Raw genomic sequence first — 16,427 nt, 5'->3', positions numbered from 1 at the left:
CAATAGTTATTAAATGACACAACTTTCAGAACGCGTTTTAAATATGGCGACCTCTGCTACCCTAGCTATGGCCGCTAAAGCAAGAGAATTAAGAGAGGAAGGAAAAGACATCATAGGCTTAAGTTTAGGTGAGCCAGATTTCAACACACCCGATTTCATTAAAGATGCTGCAAAGCAGGCCATCGATGACAATTACAGTGCTTACACCCCAGTAGATGGGTATACCGAGTTGAAAGATGCCATCATCACAAAGTTTAAACGTGACAACAATCTTACCTATACAAGACCACAGATAGTGGTATCCACAGGCGCAAAACAATCTTTAGCAAATATTGCAGCAGTGCTCATTAATAAAGGGGATGAAGTCATTTTACCTTGTCCTTATTGGGTAAGTTACAGTGACATCGTAAAACTAAATGAAGGCGTACCCGTAGAAGTTCAAACGTCAATAGATAGTGATTTTAAATTGACACCTGCGCAATTAGAGGCCGCTATTACGCCAAAGACCAAAATGATTTGGTACAGTTCTCCATGCAATCCAAGTGGCTCCGTTTACAGTAAATCGGAATTAAGAGCCTTAGCAGATGTACTTAAAAAATATCCTGACGTAATTGTGGTTTCAGATGAAATCTATGAGCACATTAACTTTGTGGGTGGGCATGAAAGCATGGCTCAGTTTGATGACATGTATGATCGAACAGTAACTGTGAATGGTGTATCTAAAGCTTTCGCAATGACCGGCTGGCGTATTGGTTACATTGGTGCTCCTGAAAAAATTGCTAGAGCCTGTAATAAAATGCAAGGTCAAATTACTAGTGGCGCCAACTGTATCGCCCAACGCGCAGTCATTACCGCTTTAAATGAGCCACCATCTCGAGTACAGTATATGGTAGACCAATTTAAAGAACGTCGCCAATTGATTTTAGGATTGCTCAATGATATTGAAGGATTTAAAACCAACGAGCCAGAAGGTGCTTTTTACGTATTTCCAGATATTTCTTTTTACTTCGGAAAAACATTGAAAGGAGAAACTATTAATAACGCAACAGACTTTTCGTTATTCTTATTAGAACATGCTCTTGTTGCTACCGTTACAGGAGAAGCCTTTGGAAACCCTAATTGTATAAGACTGTCTTATGCTGCATCTAAGGAGCAAATCATTGAAGCCATGAAGCGCATTACAGAAGCATTACGATAAAAAACACTTCACTTTATTATATTAAAAAAAGACCTGTCTTGGCCTATAACCGACAGGTCTTTTTGTTTTTAGAAATGTAACTGATAAAGCAGATAAAAAGCAATTCCCAAAACGAAGGACGCTACACATAATTTTAATCTAAAGAGCCTTCTGTTTTGCCGTTTCATCTTTAACCGAATGCGTCTTAACACATGGGGAAAGATTTCTGGATGCACATATCTTCTATAAGTATATTCTCTAGAATAACCACCAAGAGCGCTACTGAAAGGTTTACGCTTACGAGAGTTTAGCAATAAAGCCCTATTATTTTTTAATGTGGTATTCATACTTCCTAAGGAGCTCATGACGAAGAAATTTATATCTGATCATTCAGAAATTATAAAGTCTAAGAACAGCAGTTATAGACAGAAGCATTATCTGTCAATAGACCAGAATACTAAAAGATAAACATTATGTTATCAGTTAAGGATCAAGGATAACCTATGGGATGACCTGTTTAAAGTGCGAACGCTAAAACAATAACAAACACAGATAGTTTAATTATAGTATCCATGCGTGTTGCAATTTGATATTGGCTACTTTTAATTTTTTGTCTAATCCCAAAGATGGATTTAGAAGACATCTTATCGTAATTGTCCTTTACGATAGCTTTGTAGTTAGAATTCAACAAGCCCTCAGGACGATTTATTTTAGGCGCAGCACTAAGGTTTGAAAAACTAGCTTTTGAAATAGTTTGAGACGGAGATGTTAGAACGATATTCATGATTAATTGATTTAGTTGATTACATCTATACGACGGATATCTCATTAATTTGTTACAAACGATTTTTTAAAACCGCTAACAACCAAGTTTAAAAGCAATGAAGCTATTGTAGATACTGGTGTCTTTTTCTTATTTAATTCTAAGCCCACTAGAATGACACTAATTTAATTAGGCGATTATGATAGTTAAATAGTTAGCTGAAAATAATAATGTATTAAAACAGCTTTATTTTATTACCTTTATAAATAAAATATCAAATTGAAATAATTATTGTTTCAAAGAATCAGGTCAAAATTATATTATTTTACAATTTTTCGTTAAGAACAGCAAGAGTTTAAAAACTTTGAAAATATCTGCAATTGTTCACAATTAAATATTTGATGGATTAGATTCTGTGAATAATTAAATGACAGAAAAACATATGTTATTTATGATTCTTAATTTACATATTCAATTTGGGATAATCACATCTGTTTATAAATGCTTAGAAACTTCTTAATTTTAATTCTATTATCAGTAAACAGCCTTTTTTCGCAAAACGAGACAGCTAACTGGTATTTTGGAAATGCCGCTGGTATCAGTTTTGACGAGGGCAATGTCAATGTGCGCTATGATGGCTCTTTGATTTCCGAGGCCGGCTGCGCGAGCATGTCAGATACTAACGGAAATCTTTTGTTTTACACCAATGGCGAAACCGTCTGGAACAGTGAGCATCAAATTATGATCAATGGCAACGATCTTCACGGTAAAACGGAAAGCATCCAGTCCTCGATCATAGTTCCAAACCCAGAAGACACGACTATTTATTACATATTTACCACAAGAGATGAAGTAGGCAATTTTTTCTCACCAGGAGTAAGTTATTCAGTTGTTGAGTTCACTACTGAAAATCCACTGGGCGAGATAACCGAAAAGAATGTTTCGCTAATCAATACCTCTACCGAGAAGATTACGGGCATTTACTTACCAGAAGAAGATATCTATAAAATCATAGCCTTCGGACAGGAACCTTATGAGAACGTATTTGGTCAGCCAGTAGATGTAAATGCACCTATAGACACACTTACATTCTTTAACGTTACTGGATCAGGAGTATCAGTTTCATCTTCTGTTGAAATTGATGAAGCTTATGTTAATCTTGCTAATTCTGGTGCAATGAAAGTATCGCCTGACGGTGAATTATTGGCAATAGCAGATGGAGGTCAAAGAAGAATTTATATTTTTTCTCTAAATGCAAGTACCGATAGTGTAAGCTATTTCAAACAGATTAACACTAGCCAATTTGGTGGAGGAGATATGTTTCCATACGCTCTTGAATTTTCTCCAAATTCTGAAATATTATATTTTACATCCTCTAACAACTCGATAAATTATAAACTATTTCAATTCGACCTCTACAATCCGGCCACCAATAATGATAAGATTACAATTGCCAACTCTGTCTTTTATTCCTATGGAGCGCTTCAACTCGGTTTAGATGGCAGGATATATCTAGCAAATTATTCAACCGACCCTGCTGCAGAAACGGCGAATTACTTAAGCGTTATCAATAAGCCCAATCAGGTAGGAGCAACAAATTGCGAATTTGAGGAATGGGTCTTCGATTTGAGCCCCGAGGCATCCTATAGAGGACTTCCCAATTTTGTGCAATCCTATTTTGAAAATCGAATTATAACAGAAAACAGATGTGTATCTCAAGCGGTTGATTTTGAAATCAATGCCTATGCTGAGGTAGAATCGGTCTTTTGGGAGTTTGGGGATAACAACACCTCCAATATTACGGCGCCTAGTCACCAATTTAGTAGCGCTGGTGAATATATTGTAAAAGCATCCGCAGAAATAAATGGCAAATTGACCACACTTTATAAAAAAATCAATGTTTATCCACTCCCAGAAGTTCCTAGTGATATCACAATAACCCAATGCGATTTGGATAATGATGGCATTTCCTTTTTTAATCTTTTCAGTTTTGAAAGCTATATTGAAGATAATGAGAGTACAGAATTTGAACTAAGTTTTTTTCAATCTTTGGAAGATGCTACGAATCAAGAAAATCAAATATCCAACGCCCAAGCATATCAAAACTCAACCAATTATGAAGAAATATTTGTCGTGGTTAAAGATCCAAAGGGATGTGAATCCATAAGTAGTTTTATTCTTGAATCTTCCTATCTACAGTTAGAGAACATACCTCGATTAGTGGTCTGTGAGGGTAGCGATGGTGTTCATGAAAACGCTATAGGCCGTTTTGATTTAAGACCCAAGCGCAATCAAATTAAAAATATTTTTAACATACCCGAAGACTCGATCGTTACATTTTTTGCCTCCTTACAGGATGCGCAAACTGAAACAAACCCAATAGAAGATGAGTACAATGCTCCTTCATCAACGATCTGGGTAAGGGTTGAGGCAAGTGATGGTTCCTGCGGTGGCATAGGAAGCTTTAACCTACAAGTGGGCTCAAATCTATACCTGGACATTGAAGATAATTATACCATTTGCGATTCTAATTTGCAAGAGGAAATCATACTCAATGGTGGCATTATCTATGATTCATGGGAATGGAAAAATAACCTCAATGAAGTTATTTCAACACAACAATATTTCACCGTTGACGAGATAGGTAACTTTTCAATTACTGGCTATAAATTAGAGAATGGCATTGAATGCTCAAGAACAAAGGAGTTTACTGTCGAGCAAAGCGGGCAACCTAACTTTGTGGAACTTATGGCAAATAACGCTCTTATCTCAGTCACCGTAACAGGTGAAAGCTCTTATGAGTTTTCACTGGATAATGTCACTTTTTTTGGTCAAGGTTTAAGCCATACTTTTTTTAATGTAGAGCCTGGCGTGTATGATGTGTATGTGAGGGATGTTGAAAATTGTGAGACACCCATAAAAAAATCAATATCCTTTATCGGGCTACCAAAATACATTACTCCCAACAACGATGGCATCAATGATGTTTGGCAAGTTGAAGGTATTTCCAGAGAATTATACAAGAGCGCCAATACTCAAATATTCAATAGATACGGCAAACTCCTTTACTCAATGGACATCAACACCAATCAAATCGGTTGGGATGGCACCTACAACAACCAAATGCTTCCAGCCTATGATTATTGGTACGTCGTAACATTGGTTGATGCCGACGGCAACCCTTTCAAACACACTGGGCATTTTAGCATAATTCGGTAAACTAACAGTAGATAGCTCTATAGCTACAATTTCAAATCACAAAATAATTACCGTCACAGCCCTTAACCATATTGGAAACTACGGAAAAACCGTAATTTTACGATGAAAATACACCTATTTTTAACAATCTTTTTAACATTGTTTTGGCAAATTTAAACTAATTTGAGAGTCATCACTGCGAAGCCGTTGCATGTTGAACAACATAGACCCTTCCAATGTCCAGATACAGTCAAACCAAAACATTCCTAAAACGATATCTCATGCCAATGCTCGTTATGTTGGTGCTTACCAGCTGCCAAAAGGACGAGACCGTACCCTTAGAAGATAGCACTGAGACGGCCAATAGTGAAATTAGCGTAAAGACACTTACACTGGAGCAGGCTGGTGCCGACTTCCAAGATTTGATGGAACAACTGGGGCTTTCCTCCAATTTGAGCCCCGACAATCCCAATGGGTTGCAGCAGGCCAGAGGCACTATGGACACCTTGGGGCTTACCGTATCCACCGATATCATTAAGCAATATACCGGGGGCAGTTACACCTCCTATACCATGGATCTGCCGGGCGGCCGCGACCCTGCGGTATTCTATAATCTTACTATCGAGTCCAACGGGCGCTGAAACGGGATGTTCGCCACAAAGTATAGCCCCACCACCCGTTGGATGGACACCAAGGCCGGCCTTTACGAGGGCGAGGTACAGTCCGCCCGTGTCAATACCCTCACCCAATATACCGTACACGATGATGCCTTTGAAGAGGGCGTCATCTATAGCGGCGTACCCGATTTCAGCCCCGGCAGCGGTGGCGGCACACCCTCCAACGCCTCGCCCTACTACCCCAGCGATTGCGGCGGTATCGTGGGCATATTCTACGAGACTATAACTGTTATGTGTGGATGTGCAGAACCTCCTCATTATCCAGGAGGTTGCAGAGATTGTTCCAGCCCTGGATATTATGCCGATATCCCCTATTACTACTGCCAGGAGTACAACCCCAACGAGGTAGACTGGCCCGGGGACAGCGGTGGAACGGGTGGGGTATCTATGCCCGACCCGGCCGACCTGCCCTCGGTAGCCGTGGCCATACGCCCAGAGGAGTGCGTGCAGCGCATCCCTGGCGACCTTGACGGCGACTGCCAGCTCGACGCCTATGAGGTTTGTATGCTCGGTGGGCATGGGCATGATGTTTGTGAGTGTGTCGAAAATGGTGGTAACATGGATGTATGCGTCACAGAACAGAACTGCGAAAAACTCAAGGATATGCTTGACCCCAACAAGGCCGATATCGTACCAGAGTTAGAGAACCTCAAAAATGCCGTAAACCCAAACGGCGAGGTAGGTGTGTTGTTCAAAAAGAATAACGGCACTTACACCAATGCAGATATCCCGCCCACCAACACGCCCAACGTGCCTATAACCTCCGGTGGCGACACCTACGGTGCAGCGCACACACACCCTACTTTTGGGGGCTTCCCAATGTTTACTTGGGCGGATGTCTATGTACTGGCCAACCTCTATAACAACGCCGCAACAGACGTTAAGAATGAGGTCACTTTTATGATGGTGGGCAAGGAGACCAACCTTAGTGCCGAGGCCAGCGTATATGCCCTGGTGATTGAAGATATAGAGGCACTCAATGCTGCCTTAAGCAGTGATTTGTTTAATATTGTTACCTTAGGTAAGACCCTAAACCAATCATCTTCATTAGAAAAGATAATTGAGGTCTTAGTAGATGCACAAAATCTAAGTTATGGTGGAGACAACGAAGCAGAATTTTTATCCGAATTTTCCGGCCATGGCATTAAGCTTTTTAAGGCAGAGAATGATTTGAGCAATTGGAAAGAACTGGAATATAACCCAGCATTGAACTCAGTATTTGAGAACCCCTGTAATTAGAAAAACATGATGAAATTTATATTTATTAACGCAGCTCTTTTAGTATTTATGCCTTTTATAAATGCACAATCTCCTATAATCGACCTTGAGGACAAGGATTTTAGGAATATCGTACAGGGTGCATACTACAAAGATATCAACAACTACTTGGATCCCTTTGTCGGGACATGGATTCATACCGATGGCAACACCTCCCTTAAGATCGTTATTACCAAACATGAAATGGGCGATGCGGGTATAATCTACGAGGATTACCTCAAGGGCGAGTACCAATACATTGAAAACGGCACTGAGTTAGTAAATACGCTTGCCAATACCGAGGTCACGACCTCAGGTTTCGGGGGCTCACATATTATAAGAAACAACAAAAAGCCCAATTGTAATGATTGTACAGAAAATGAAAGGCGGGTAAGCCTTATAATTTCAGATTATGAAAGGGAACTGGCCGCCACTTTTACTTTAAAGCAGATAACGGTCAACGGGGAAGAAGGGCTAAGAGGTTTTATTTTTGGTGGTAATCCAACAGTTTATCACGAAGATAATCCACCACCCTATTTTAGCATGAACGTCCCTGATGGCACCTATATTTTTATGAAACAGGAGGATTAAATCTTAAAAAATGCAACGCAATACCACCAGTGCCAGCGGGGACTCAATGCCCAACCCAGCCGACCTGCCCTCGGTGGCGGTGGCCATACGCCCAGAGGATTCGTACAACGCATCCCGGGCGACCTCAATGGCGATTGCCAGCTAGACCCCTACGAGACCTGTATGCTCACTGGGCATGGGCATGAGGTTTGTGAGTGTGTGGAGAGCGGGAGTAACCTGGAAGTCTGCATCGAAGATGATGAGCGCAATAGAAGATGTAACCAGTTAAACCAAATAGCTAATAATGGGAATTGGACAATCCGCATGCAGGAACTTAGAACCGCAACAACAGGAAACACTGAAATATTATACTACGGCAATATAGGTAATACTGGCAATATGAATTATTCCAGTGGAGATAGAATAGAAGGAGAACCAAATGAACACGGCATACCAAACCATACCATCCAAAATCCAGCCGATTCAGCAATACACAATCATTTTGCAGGTGCCTTGCCTGTTCTTTCTCCTGGAGATCTATACTCCCTTTGGACATGGTACCACAACAATCTCATCAACGACACTGGTACATTTATCATGTACGTTACCACAACGGGCAACAGCAATGCCACCACGAATGATGACACACTCTATGCTTTGACCATTTCCGATGTGCAAAAATTTCAAGAAAAAGGCGCACTCTTTCTATCCAATGAAGACGCATTATCTGGCTTATTCCTGCAGAAATACAACATAAATTAAAATATTTCAGTCATTTTAAATGAGCAAAGATTTTTGAACTTAATAGATAATCTCGATTTAGGTCTGGCATTATATAAAGGAAACACGAATGATTTTGATGATTGGGCGCAATTAAAATTGAGAAACGATGGTTCAGTTAATGAAAAGAATTGTAATTAAAATAATTTATATGAAGTCACAACGAATGTTCTTGAAAATTTTGATGATGATGGTATTTTTTGGTTGCAAAGCTCAAACCATTTATTCGCTTGAAACAGAACCAGAAAACAGAACGGCAGACAGTTACTATGTAAAAGACACTAATAACATTCACGACCAGATCGTGGGTGTTTGGCGTTGGGAAAGTGGAAACTCCTCTTTCGAGATAACCTTGCAGGAGTTCGAACAAAATCCATTATATTCTGGCTCTATTATTTACTGGGATGACATTTTCGGTAAGTATAAATTTATAGAAGATGGGTCAATAATGGCCGAGGTCACTACAATAGCAAATTCAATTCAGGATCAGCCCAAAATCTATGTTGGCTATAAATCAGCGAATACTTTCCATATCCAAATCACGGATGTGATAAGCGAAAAATACAAGGTGGGAGAATTTATACTCAACAGCAACGGTACCGCAACGATGACCTTACAAGATCCTATCGGGTCAAGCGGAGTAAGAACTCCCAACGACCCTCCAACGAACAATCTGGGATTTCAACTACCGACAAACATAACTTTAACTAAAATAAATTAGATTTAACATTATTTCGCTATTTGTTCTACCTGCCAGACCCGGCCGACCTGCCTTCAGTGGCCGTGGCCATACGCCCAGAGGAGTGCCTACAACGCATCCGCGGCGACCTTAATGGCGACTGCCAGTTAGACCCCTATGAGATTTGTATGCTCGGTGGGCATGGGCATGAGGTTTGTGAGTGTGTTGAAAACGGTGGTAACATGGATGTATGCGTCACAGAACAGAACTGCGAAAATCTCAAGGATATGCTTGACCCCAACAAGGCCGATATCGTACCAGAGTTAGAGAACCTCAAAAATGCCGTAAATCCAAACGGCGAGGTAGGTGTGTTGTTCAAAAAGAATAACGGCACTTACACCAATGCAGATATCCCGCCCACCAACACGCCCAACGTGCCTATAACCTCCGGTGGCGACACCTACGGTGCAGCGCACACCCACCCTACCTTTGGGGGCTTCCCAATGTTTACTTGGGCTGATGTCTAGGTACTGGCCAACCTCTATAACAACGCCGTACCAGACGTTAAGAATGAGGTCACTTTTATGATGGTGGGCAAGGAAAACAACATTAGTGCCGAGGCCAGCGTATATGCCCTGGTGATTGAAGATATAGAGGCACTCAATGCTGCCTTAAGCAGTGATTTGTTTAATATTGTTACCTTAGTTAAGACCCTAAACCAATCATCTTCATTAGAAAAGATAATTGAGGTCTTAGTAGATGCACAAAATCTAAGTTATGGTGGAGACAACGAAGCAGAATTTTTATCCGAATTTTCCGGCCATGGCATTAAGCTTTTTAAGGCAGAGAATGATTTGAGCAATTGGAAAGAACTGGAATATAACCCAGCATTGAACTCAGTATTTGAGAACCCCTGTAATTAGAAAAACATGATGAAATTTATATTTATTAACGCAGCTCTTTTAGTATTTATGCCTTTTATAAATGCACAATCTCCTATAATCGACCTTGAGGACAAGGATTTTAGGAATATCGTACAGGGTGCATACTACAAAGATATCAACAACTACTTGGATCCCTTTGTCGGGACATGGATTCATACCGATGGCAACACCTCCCTTAAGATCGTTATTACCAAACATGAAATGGGCGATGCGGGTATAATCTACGAGGATTACCTCAAGGGCGAGTACCAATACATTGAAAACGGCACTGAGTTAGTAAATACGCTTGCCAATACTGAGGTAACCACTTCTGGTATTGGAGGCTCACTTATTATAAAAAACAATAAAAAGCCAAACTGTGACGACTGCATGCCTAATGAGAGAAGGGTCAGTTTTACAATTTCAGATGATGAACGGGAATTAGCTGGTAGCTTGACACTGAAAAAAATCACGGTAAACGGCCAAGAGGCCCTTAGGGGATATATCATGGGAGGTGGACCTTACGTTTACCACGAAGATGACCCTCCCGCTTATTTTAGCATGAGGGTACCCGCTGGGACGTATATCTTTATCAAGCAGTAGGATTGTATTTTAAACGTATATTGTCGATACCTGAAATACTGGCGGGGTATATATGCCAGACACAGTCAAAGTTCAAGTATGGTAATACTTGGGTCGCTAGAACTATACTCATCCCAACGGGACCTATAAGATATTCTCATGTTAGACCTAAAGGCCATAGGTCAAATTTATAAGGCCTGCGCCCTGAGGTTATACGACTTGGCAAGTGAGCAGACCATACGCACATTCAAAATAATACTTACAAAAGAAAAGATTTTCTCAGGGATTTACTTAGTATACATAAAGAGAACGCTGATTCATTCACCCTTAATTAGGACACTAATATATTTTTTCAACAAAGGCTTTTAGTTAGGTTATGGTACTATTCATATAACTAAAACTAACCCAAAAAAGATATTATTAGCTCAAGCAGGATAGCGAATTTTACGAGGATCAAAAGCATTAAAAAGTAATTAGCCTTAAAGAATTTAAATAAAACCTAGCAATACTGTGATAAATGAATTTGCCGCGAAAATACGTTATAACTCTTCTCTAGACAAAACAAGAAAAAGAGGCTAAAAAAGAAATTTAATTTAACGATTTCTCCAAAAGAACGGCGATAACAATATTAAAACCGTAAACAATTCCAAACGGCCGATTAACATTAAAAAAGCAGCCCACCATTTACCCAAAGCGGGCAATGCGGCATAATTATTAACCGGACTAAAATTACCCAATGCTGGTCCTACATTACCTAAGCTAGAAGCAGAAAGACCTACAGCCGATTCAAAATCTATTTGAAACATCGAAAACACTAAGGCTCCAATGATAAAAGAGAGCATGTATAAAATAAAAAAGCCAAGAATATTAAACACAATATCTCCACTAATAGCACGGTCATTATAACGAACGGGCAAAATAGCGTTAGGATGCAAGGCGCGTCTAAACTCTAAAAACCCATTTTTGATCAAAATCATATGCCTTACGACCTTCACCCCTCCCGAAGTACTTCCTGCAGATCCACCCAAAAACATGAGCCCAAAGAAAAAGACCAATAAAAAAGGCGTCCATAGCGTAAAGTCGGCAGTTACAAAACCTGTCGTTGTGATTACAGAAATGACTTGAAACAGTGCATGTCTAAAAGCAGCTTCTGCCTTGCCGTAGATTTGGGGATGATCTATAGATGATATCGCAAAATCTGCGTTAAAGTAAATGATCGCAGCCGTAATAATGGTAAACATCACGATAAAGCGCAAGTACCATCTAAACTCTTCATCATTAATGGCTTTTTGAATTCGGCCTTTAAAGGCAAAGTAACTGAGGATGAAATTGGTTCCTGCCAAGAACATAAAAACAATAATGATATATTGAATAAGTGGTTGCCCGTTCCAATAAGCAACACTAGCATTTTTTGTAGAAAATCCACCAGTACTTAAGGTACATAGCGAATGGTTGATGGCATCAAAAAAGGACATTCCTGCAAACTGTAGTAAAATGGTCTCTGCTGCGGTATATGCAAAATAGATCAACCATAAGCGTTTTGCGGTGTCGGTAATTCTAGGATGTAACTTATCGGCATTAGGCCCAGGAGCTTCTGCAGCAAATAACTGCATCCCACCAATACCAAGCAATGGTAAAATGGCAATGGCCAAAACGATAATCCCCATCCCCCCAATCCAATGGGTTAAACTTCGCCAAAATAACACCCCTTCAGGCACAATTTCAATATCGTTCAAAATGGTAGCACCTGTAGTGGTATAACCAGACATGGTCTCAAAAAAGGCATCTGTAAAACTAGGAATGGCCTGAGTTATGATATAAGGTAGCGTTCCCGATAACGACATGACGATCCAGCCAAAGGCCACCACGATATAACCTTCACGTTTATTAAGTTCCTTTCTGTGATTTTTAGTCAAATACATGATCAACCCGCCCAATCCAGAGACTATAGATCCTGCCAATAAGAGCCTCATGGTGACACCATCTTGATAGATGAAGCTGATCAAGGTGGACAATAACATGAACCCTCCGTTAAAAAGAAACAGGAGTCCGAACAAATGAAAGACGATCTTGAAATTAATTTTCATCTGAATTTTTAAAAGAAATATTTCTCTACCTGAGAGATGGATCTTGGTAGACAACAAACAACTACTTTATCACCGACCTCTATCTGAAAGTCGCCTAAAGGAATAAGCCCCACATCATCCCTAATAACACCGCCAATAATGGCCGATCTCGGAAAATCAAGATCCTTTACTTTTTTCTGGGTAATTTTTGAACTGCTATTGACTCTAAACTCCAAGAGCTCGGCATTCATATTATTAAGTTTGGTCATGGCTACAACTTCTCCCCTTCTGATATATCGGAAAATGTTGTTTGCCGCCAATAATTTTTTATTGATTAAGGTATCGATACCTATCGATTGTGATAATTGATAATAATCCATGTTCTCAACCAATGCTATGGTTTTCTTTACCCCTTTAGATTTTGCCATGAGACAAGACATGATGTTGGTTTCAGAATTTCCTGTAACCGCAATAAATGCATCCATATCTCCAATGTTCTCTTCCTCTAAGAGCTCAACATTTCTTCCATCTCCATTGATGACTAAAGCTGAGGGCAACTCATCGGCACATTCAAAGGCAATCTCCTTATTATTTTCAATAAGCTTGACTTTAAATTTACTTGCGCAAAGCGATTTAGCCGTCTGTACTCCAATTTTACTACCACCAAGAATCATGACGTTCTTAACTTCGGTCTTGACTTTTCCTGAAAGTTCAAACAGTTCTTCGTCACCTCCTTTTGAAGTGATAAATACAGCTTTATCCCCTTCCTTAAATTCGGTATCTCCCCTAGGGATAATGGTATATTGCGTCCCAAAACGTTGTATAGCTATAGGTACAAAGTGCAATTCGGGAAACACCTGAGCCGCTTCTTTTACATTTTTACCTACAAAATTGGCAGTTCTAGACAAACGCAAACTCAACATGTTTAAAGCACCTTCCTCAAATTCGTAAGTGTCATTAAAACCATATTGATTTAGTAAGAGCTCTATTTCGGCAGCTGCTAAGTTTTCCGGAGAAATGAGCTCATCTATCCCAAATTTGGTAAAACCGACCTCATCCTTCTGCTCTATAAATTCATCGTTCGAAATTCGGGCTACGGTTCGTTTTGCCCCTAATTGCTTGGCAAGAACACATGCTGTAATATTTGTGGTTTCCGAAGAAGTTACTGCTATAAATAGCTCTGAAGTATCAATTCGTGCTTCCTTTAAAATACGTATTGATGTAACGTCACCTTTGATGGTGCGTATGTCTAAGTGATCACCGGCGTAAGCCAAACTATCCTTATTTGTATCAATAAGCGTAATTTCCTGCGATTCATAAGACAAAAGTTTTGCCAAATGAAACCCAACCTCTCCAGCACCTGCTATGATTATTTTCATTATTGAATATATTCAAAAAAACACGCAAATATACCATAATATAATGGGACGACCACATGATCGAAATCGAATGTTACATAGCAGGGAAGCTATTAGTTTTGAGTATATTTGCAAAAAAAATTGATGTCGTCAAAAGTTACACCATACAAAGATAGTGGCTTAAACAAAAAGCAGCAGGTCACTCAAATGTTTGATAACATATCCAAAGAATACGATGGACTTAATCGGGTTATCTCTTTTGGAGTTGATATTAAATGGCGAAATAAAGTGGTGGCTTTGGTCGCAGAGGAACATCCTGAATCTATCTTAGATATCGCTACAGGAACTGGAGATTTAGCCATTTCACTAGCAAAAACTGATGCCAAAACCATTGTTGGTTTAGACATTAGTGATGGGATGCTTGAAGTTGGGCGTCAAAAAATCAAGAAAAAAGAGTTGAACAATCGCATCGAAATGGTTATTGGTGACTCTGAAAATCTTCCTTTTGAAGACGATAGCTTTGATGCCATTACCGTAGCTTTTGGGGTAAGAAATTTTGAGACTTTGGAAATAGGCTTGGCTGAGATTATGAGAGTTCTAAAACCTAAAGGGCGTTTTGTAATCCTTGAAACCTCTGTCCCTGTAAAAACACCCTTTAAACAAGGCTATAAATTTTATACACGTTATATACTTCCAACTATTGGTAAAGTCTTTTCTAAAGACCGTTCTGCCTACTCTTATCTTTGTGAATCTGCTTCAATTTTTCCTTACGGAGAGGAATTAAACAATATTTTACGTAAAATTGGGTTTACTAACGTGGAAGACCACCCACAAACTTTTGGTGTTGCTACCATTTATACGGCGTCAAAATAAACAAGAAGACCGAAGTCCATTTTTGTGAAATTTATGAAGAAATTACTCTTAATCTTAACACTAGTTATTACCTCGCAGACTGCATTTGCTCAAATGTTTACCAAGGAGAAAATCAAAAACCTGGAGACTTTTGATAAGCAAAGACTCACTTGGGGTTTCTATTTAGGGCTCAACCAATATGATTACCAATTTAATTACGAAGAAGACCTAAAAGATATTTTAGTTGAAACCACAGCTGGCTTTAGTGTAGGCTTGGTGTCTGATTTACGCCTTACGGAACACCTCAACTTACGTTTTGAGCCTGGATTATTTATTACCCAACGTAACCTGCAATATGATGAAAGTTACTTTAATGGTATTGAGTTTAACGATTCTGATTTGCTTCGCGAAGTTAAATCCACTTATGTACACTTTCCTTTATTACTAAAAGTATCGACCAAACGCATCAACAATTTTAAGCCATTTATTGTTGGTGGTTTTTCTACTTCTCTCAATTTATCAAGTAATGAGAATAATCCTGATGATAATAGTGCAGGAGAGTTTAGAACTAAAAAAAACGTACTGTTTTACGAGCTTGGTTTTGGGATCGATTTCTACAACCAGTGGTTTAAATTTACGCCATCTATAAGGGGCATTTTTGCCATTAATGATGAAATTGTAAGAGATGAAGACCCTAATAGTCCTTGGACAGGAAACGTAGCCAGCATGAAAACGCGCGGTGTCTTCATTAACTTCACGTTTCAGTAAAAAAGATTTTTTTATAATATTTAAAGATCGGCTCTTTTAAATTCACTCAACACAATCGCGGTTGCGGTGGCAACATTTAAACTCTCTGTAGCTTGAAGACTTCCAAATCTTGGGATACTCAATTTTTTAGTAACTAAGGCTTCAATATCTTTTGAAATCCCGTTCGCCTCATTTCCCATTATTACAATCCCATTTTGCGGAAGTGTTTGGGTATAAATAGTATCACCATCCATAAAAGTGCCAAACACGGGCTCATTTGAGCCTTCTAAGTACGCTTTTAAATCTACGTAACTTACTCGCACTCTCGTCAAAGACCCCATAGTGGCTTGCACCACTTTTGGATTATAACAATCTACTGTGGTGGCACTACAAACAAGATCTTTGATACCGTACCAATCACAGAGCCTAATAATAGTCCCTAGATTGCCAGGATCTCTAATATCATCAAGCATTAGGATCAAACCTTCAGATGCAGATTGTTGATTTTTAGGAATTTTAAAAACCGCCAATGCCTTATTTGGTGACTTAAGACTGCTTATTTTCTGTAACTCTGTAGCTGTTATAATTTCATATTCCGAAGAAAATGCAGCATCTGTTGCATACAGTTGATGAAGCTCTAAATGAGAATTTAAAAACTCCTGAATGCTTTTTATACCCTCAACACAAAAGAGCCCGTGCTGTTGTCTAAACTTTTTTTGATTGAGACTTTTTATGAGTTTGATGTCTTGTTTTGATAGCATTGTTAAAACTTATATGGAATGCGCAGTAAAAAAGACA

17 protein-coding genes are annotated in these 16,427 nt (G+C 39.3%); 13 read left to right on the top strand and 4 right to left on the bottom strand.

What is annotated here, in order from left to right:
* Positions 1 to 13 precede the first annotated feature (13 nt).
* Complete coding sequence (locus P176_RS0113180) at positions 14 to 1,198, top strand: pyridoxal phosphate-dependent aminotransferase (protein WP_026755139.1); 1,185 nt, start codon at positions 14 to 16, stop codon at positions 1,196 to 1,198.
* 496 nt (positions 1,199 to 1,694) lie between these two features.
* Here the strand turns inward: P176_RS0113180 and P176_RS0113175 are convergent, their stop codons facing one another.
* Entirely contained in the window at positions 1,695 to 1,961 is a 267-nt protein-coding gene (locus tag P176_RS0113175; RefSeq protein ID WP_156033082.1) for a hypothetical protein, read from the bottom strand.
* Positions 1,962 to 2,441: 480 nt separating this feature from the next.
* Here P176_RS0113175 and P176_RS0113170 point away from each other — a divergent pair, with 480 nt between their 5' ends.
* From P176_RS0113170 to P176_RS0113120, 10 genes are all read left to right on the top strand, one after another.
* On the top strand, positions 2,442 to 5,159 hold the full coding sequence (locus tag P176_RS0113170) for a T9SS type B sorting domain-containing protein (RefSeq protein ID WP_026755137.1): 2,718 nt from the start codon (positions 2,442 to 2,444) through the stop codon (positions 5,157 to 5,159).
* A 260-nt stretch (positions 5,160 to 5,419) separates the two neighbouring features.
* A complete protein-coding gene (locus tag P176_RS20435) occupies positions 5,420 to 5,779 on the top strand; it encodes a hypothetical protein (RefSeq protein WP_156033080.1) in 360 nt (119 codons plus the stop codon).
* A gap of 423 nt (positions 5,780 to 6,202) precedes the next feature.
* A complete protein-coding gene (locus P176_RS0113155) occupies positions 6,203 to 7,054 on the top strand; it encodes a hypothetical protein (RefSeq protein ID WP_156033078.1) in 852 nt (283 codons plus the stop codon).
* 6 nt (positions 7,055 to 7,060) lie between these two features.
* Complete coding sequence (locus P176_RS0113150) at positions 7,061 to 7,663, top strand: DUF6705 family protein (protein ID WP_156033076.1); 603 nt, start codon at positions 7,061 to 7,063, stop codon at positions 7,661 to 7,663.
* 162 nt (positions 7,664 to 7,825) lie between these two features.
* Positions 7,826 to 8,404 (top strand): hypothetical protein, encoded by a 579-nt coding sequence (locus P176_RS0113140; protein ID WP_156033075.1) that lies wholly within the window; start codon positions 7,826 to 7,828, stop codon positions 8,402 to 8,404.
* Between the two features lie 33 nt (positions 8,405 to 8,437).
* Positions 8,438 to 8,563: a hypothetical protein gene (locus tag P176_RS20775; RefSeq protein WP_255327192.1), complete on the top strand. Its 126-nt coding sequence runs from the start codon at positions 8,438 to 8,440 to the stop codon at positions 8,561 to 8,563.
* A gap of 10 nt (positions 8,564 to 8,573) precedes the next feature.
* Positions 8,574 to 9,143, top strand: a complete 570-nt coding sequence (locus P176_RS0113135; protein WP_156033073.1) for a DUF6705 family protein — start codon at positions 8,574 to 8,576, stop codon at positions 9,141 to 9,143.
* Positions 9,144 to 9,289: 146 nt separating this feature from the next.
* The gene (locus P176_RS0113130) at positions 9,290 to 9,628 is read left to right on the top strand and encodes a hypothetical protein (RefSeq protein ID WP_156033071.1); all 339 of its coding nucleotides are present in this window, start codon (positions 9,290 to 9,292) and stop codon (positions 9,626 to 9,628) included.
* A gap of 57 nt (positions 9,629 to 9,685) precedes the next feature.
* Entirely contained in the window at positions 9,686 to 10,024 is a 339-nt protein-coding gene (locus P176_RS0113125; RefSeq protein ID WP_156033069.1) for a hypothetical protein, read from the top strand.
* Positions 10,025 to 10,030: 6 nt separating this feature from the next.
* Positions 10,031 to 10,627: a DUF6705 family protein gene (locus P176_RS0113120; RefSeq protein ID WP_369793772.1), complete on the top strand. Its 597-nt coding sequence runs from the start codon at positions 10,031 to 10,033 to the stop codon at positions 10,625 to 10,627.
* A gap of 572 nt (positions 10,628 to 11,199) precedes the next feature.
* On the opposite strand, the gene P176_RS0113115 is transcribed toward P176_RS0113120, so the two are convergent.
* Both P176_RS0113115 and trkA read right to left on the bottom strand, forming a co-directional pair.
* On the bottom strand, positions 11,200 to 12,693 hold the full coding sequence (locus P176_RS0113115) for a TrkH family potassium uptake protein (RefSeq protein WP_026755128.1): 1,494 nt from the start codon (positions 12,691 to 12,693) through the stop codon (positions 11,200 to 11,202).
* Positions 12,694 to 12,701: 8 nt separating this feature from the next.
* Complete coding sequence (gene trkA / locus P176_RS0113110; RefSeq protein WP_026755127.1) at positions 12,702 to 14,051, bottom strand: Trk system potassium transporter TrkA; 1,350 nt, start codon at positions 14,049 to 14,051, stop codon at positions 12,702 to 12,704.
* Positions 14,052 to 14,174: 123 nt separating this feature from the next.
* On the opposite strand from trkA, the gene ubiE reads away from it, so the two are divergent.
* Both ubiE and P176_RS0113100 read left to right on the top strand, forming a co-directional pair.
* Complete coding sequence (ubiE, locus tag P176_RS0113105; protein WP_026755126.1) at positions 14,175 to 14,903, top strand: bifunctional demethylmenaquinone methyltransferase/2-methoxy-6-polyprenyl-1,4-benzoquinol methylase UbiE; 729 nt, start codon at positions 14,175 to 14,177, stop codon at positions 14,901 to 14,903.
* 33 nt (positions 14,904 to 14,936) lie between these two features.
* Positions 14,937 to 15,650 (top strand): porin family protein, encoded by a 714-nt coding sequence (locus P176_RS0113100; RefSeq protein ID WP_026755125.1) that lies wholly within the window; start codon positions 14,937 to 14,939, stop codon positions 15,648 to 15,650.
* A gap of 20 nt (positions 15,651 to 15,670) precedes the next feature.
* Here the strand turns inward: P176_RS0113100 and P176_RS0113095 are convergent, their stop codons facing one another.
* Positions 15,671 to 16,390, bottom strand: coding sequence for an RNA methyltransferase (locus P176_RS0113095; protein WP_026755124.1), 720 nt, complete (start codon positions 16,388 to 16,390; stop codon positions 15,671 to 15,673).
* Between the last annotated feature and the right edge of the window lie 37 nt (positions 16,391 to 16,427).

The organism is Sediminibacter sp. Hel_I_10 (genome assembly GCF_000688335.1).
Lineage (GTDB): Bacteria > Bacteroidota > Bacteroidia > Flavobacteriales > Flavobacteriaceae > Psychroserpens.
The sequence above is the reverse complement of the archived record's forward strand: the minus strand, read 5'-3'. Positions and strand labels throughout refer to the sequence as shown.

Bases quoted from the DNA above. Each gene is read 5' to 3' on its own strand.
- P176_RS0113180 (WP_026755139.1), top strand. From the start codon at position 14: ATGACACAACTTTCAGAACGCGTTTTAAATATGGCGACCTCTGCTACC.
- P176_RS0113175 (WP_156033082.1), bottom strand. From the start codon at position 1,961: ATGAATATCGTTCTAACATCTCCGTCTCAAACTATTTCAAAAGCTAGT.
- P176_RS0113170 (WP_026755137.1), top strand. From the start codon at position 2,442: ATGCTTAGAAACTTCTTAATTTTAATTCTATTATCAGTAAACAGCCTT.
- P176_RS20435 (WP_156033080.1), top strand. From the start codon at position 5,420: ATGCCAATGCTCGTTATGTTGGTGCTTACCAGCTGCCAAAAGGACGAG.
- P176_RS0113155 (WP_156033078.1), top strand. From the start codon at position 6,203: ATGCCCGACCCGGCCGACCTGCCCTCGGTAGCCGTGGCCATACGCCCA.
- P176_RS0113150 (WP_156033076.1), top strand. From the start codon at position 7,061: ATGATGAAATTTATATTTATTAACGCAGCTCTTTTAGTATTTATGCCT.
- P176_RS0113140 (WP_156033075.1), top strand. From the start codon at position 7,826: ATGCTCACTGGGCATGGGCATGAGGTTTGTGAGTGTGTGGAGAGCGGG.
- P176_RS0113135 (WP_156033073.1), top strand. From the start codon at position 8,574: ATGAAGTCACAACGAATGTTCTTGAAAATTTTGATGATGATGGTATTT.
- P176_RS0113130 (WP_156033071.1), top strand. From the start codon at position 9,290: ATGCTCGGTGGGCATGGGCATGAGGTTTGTGAGTGTGTTGAAAACGGT.
- P176_RS0113125 (WP_156033069.1), top strand. From the start codon at position 9,686: ATGATGGTGGGCAAGGAAAACAACATTAGTGCCGAGGCCAGCGTATAT.
- P176_RS0113120 (WP_369793772.1), top strand. From the start codon at position 10,031: ATGATGAAATTTATATTTATTAACGCAGCTCTTTTAGTATTTATGCCT.
- P176_RS0113115 (WP_026755128.1), bottom strand. From the start codon at position 12,693: ATGAAAATTAATTTCAAGATCGTCTTTCATTTGTTCGGACTCCTGTTT.
- trkA (WP_026755127.1), bottom strand. From the start codon at position 14,051: ATGAAAATAATCATAGCAGGTGCTGGAGAGGTTGGGTTTCATTTGGCA.
- ubiE (WP_026755126.1), top strand. From the start codon at position 14,175: ATGTCGTCAAAAGTTACACCATACAAAGATAGTGGCTTAAACAAAAAG.
- P176_RS0113100 (WP_026755125.1), top strand. From the start codon at position 14,937: ATGAAGAAATTACTCTTAATCTTAACACTAGTTATTACCTCGCAGACT.
- P176_RS0113095 (WP_026755124.1), bottom strand. From the start codon at position 16,390: ATGCTATCAAAACAAGACATCAAACTCATAAAAAGTCTCAATCAAAAA.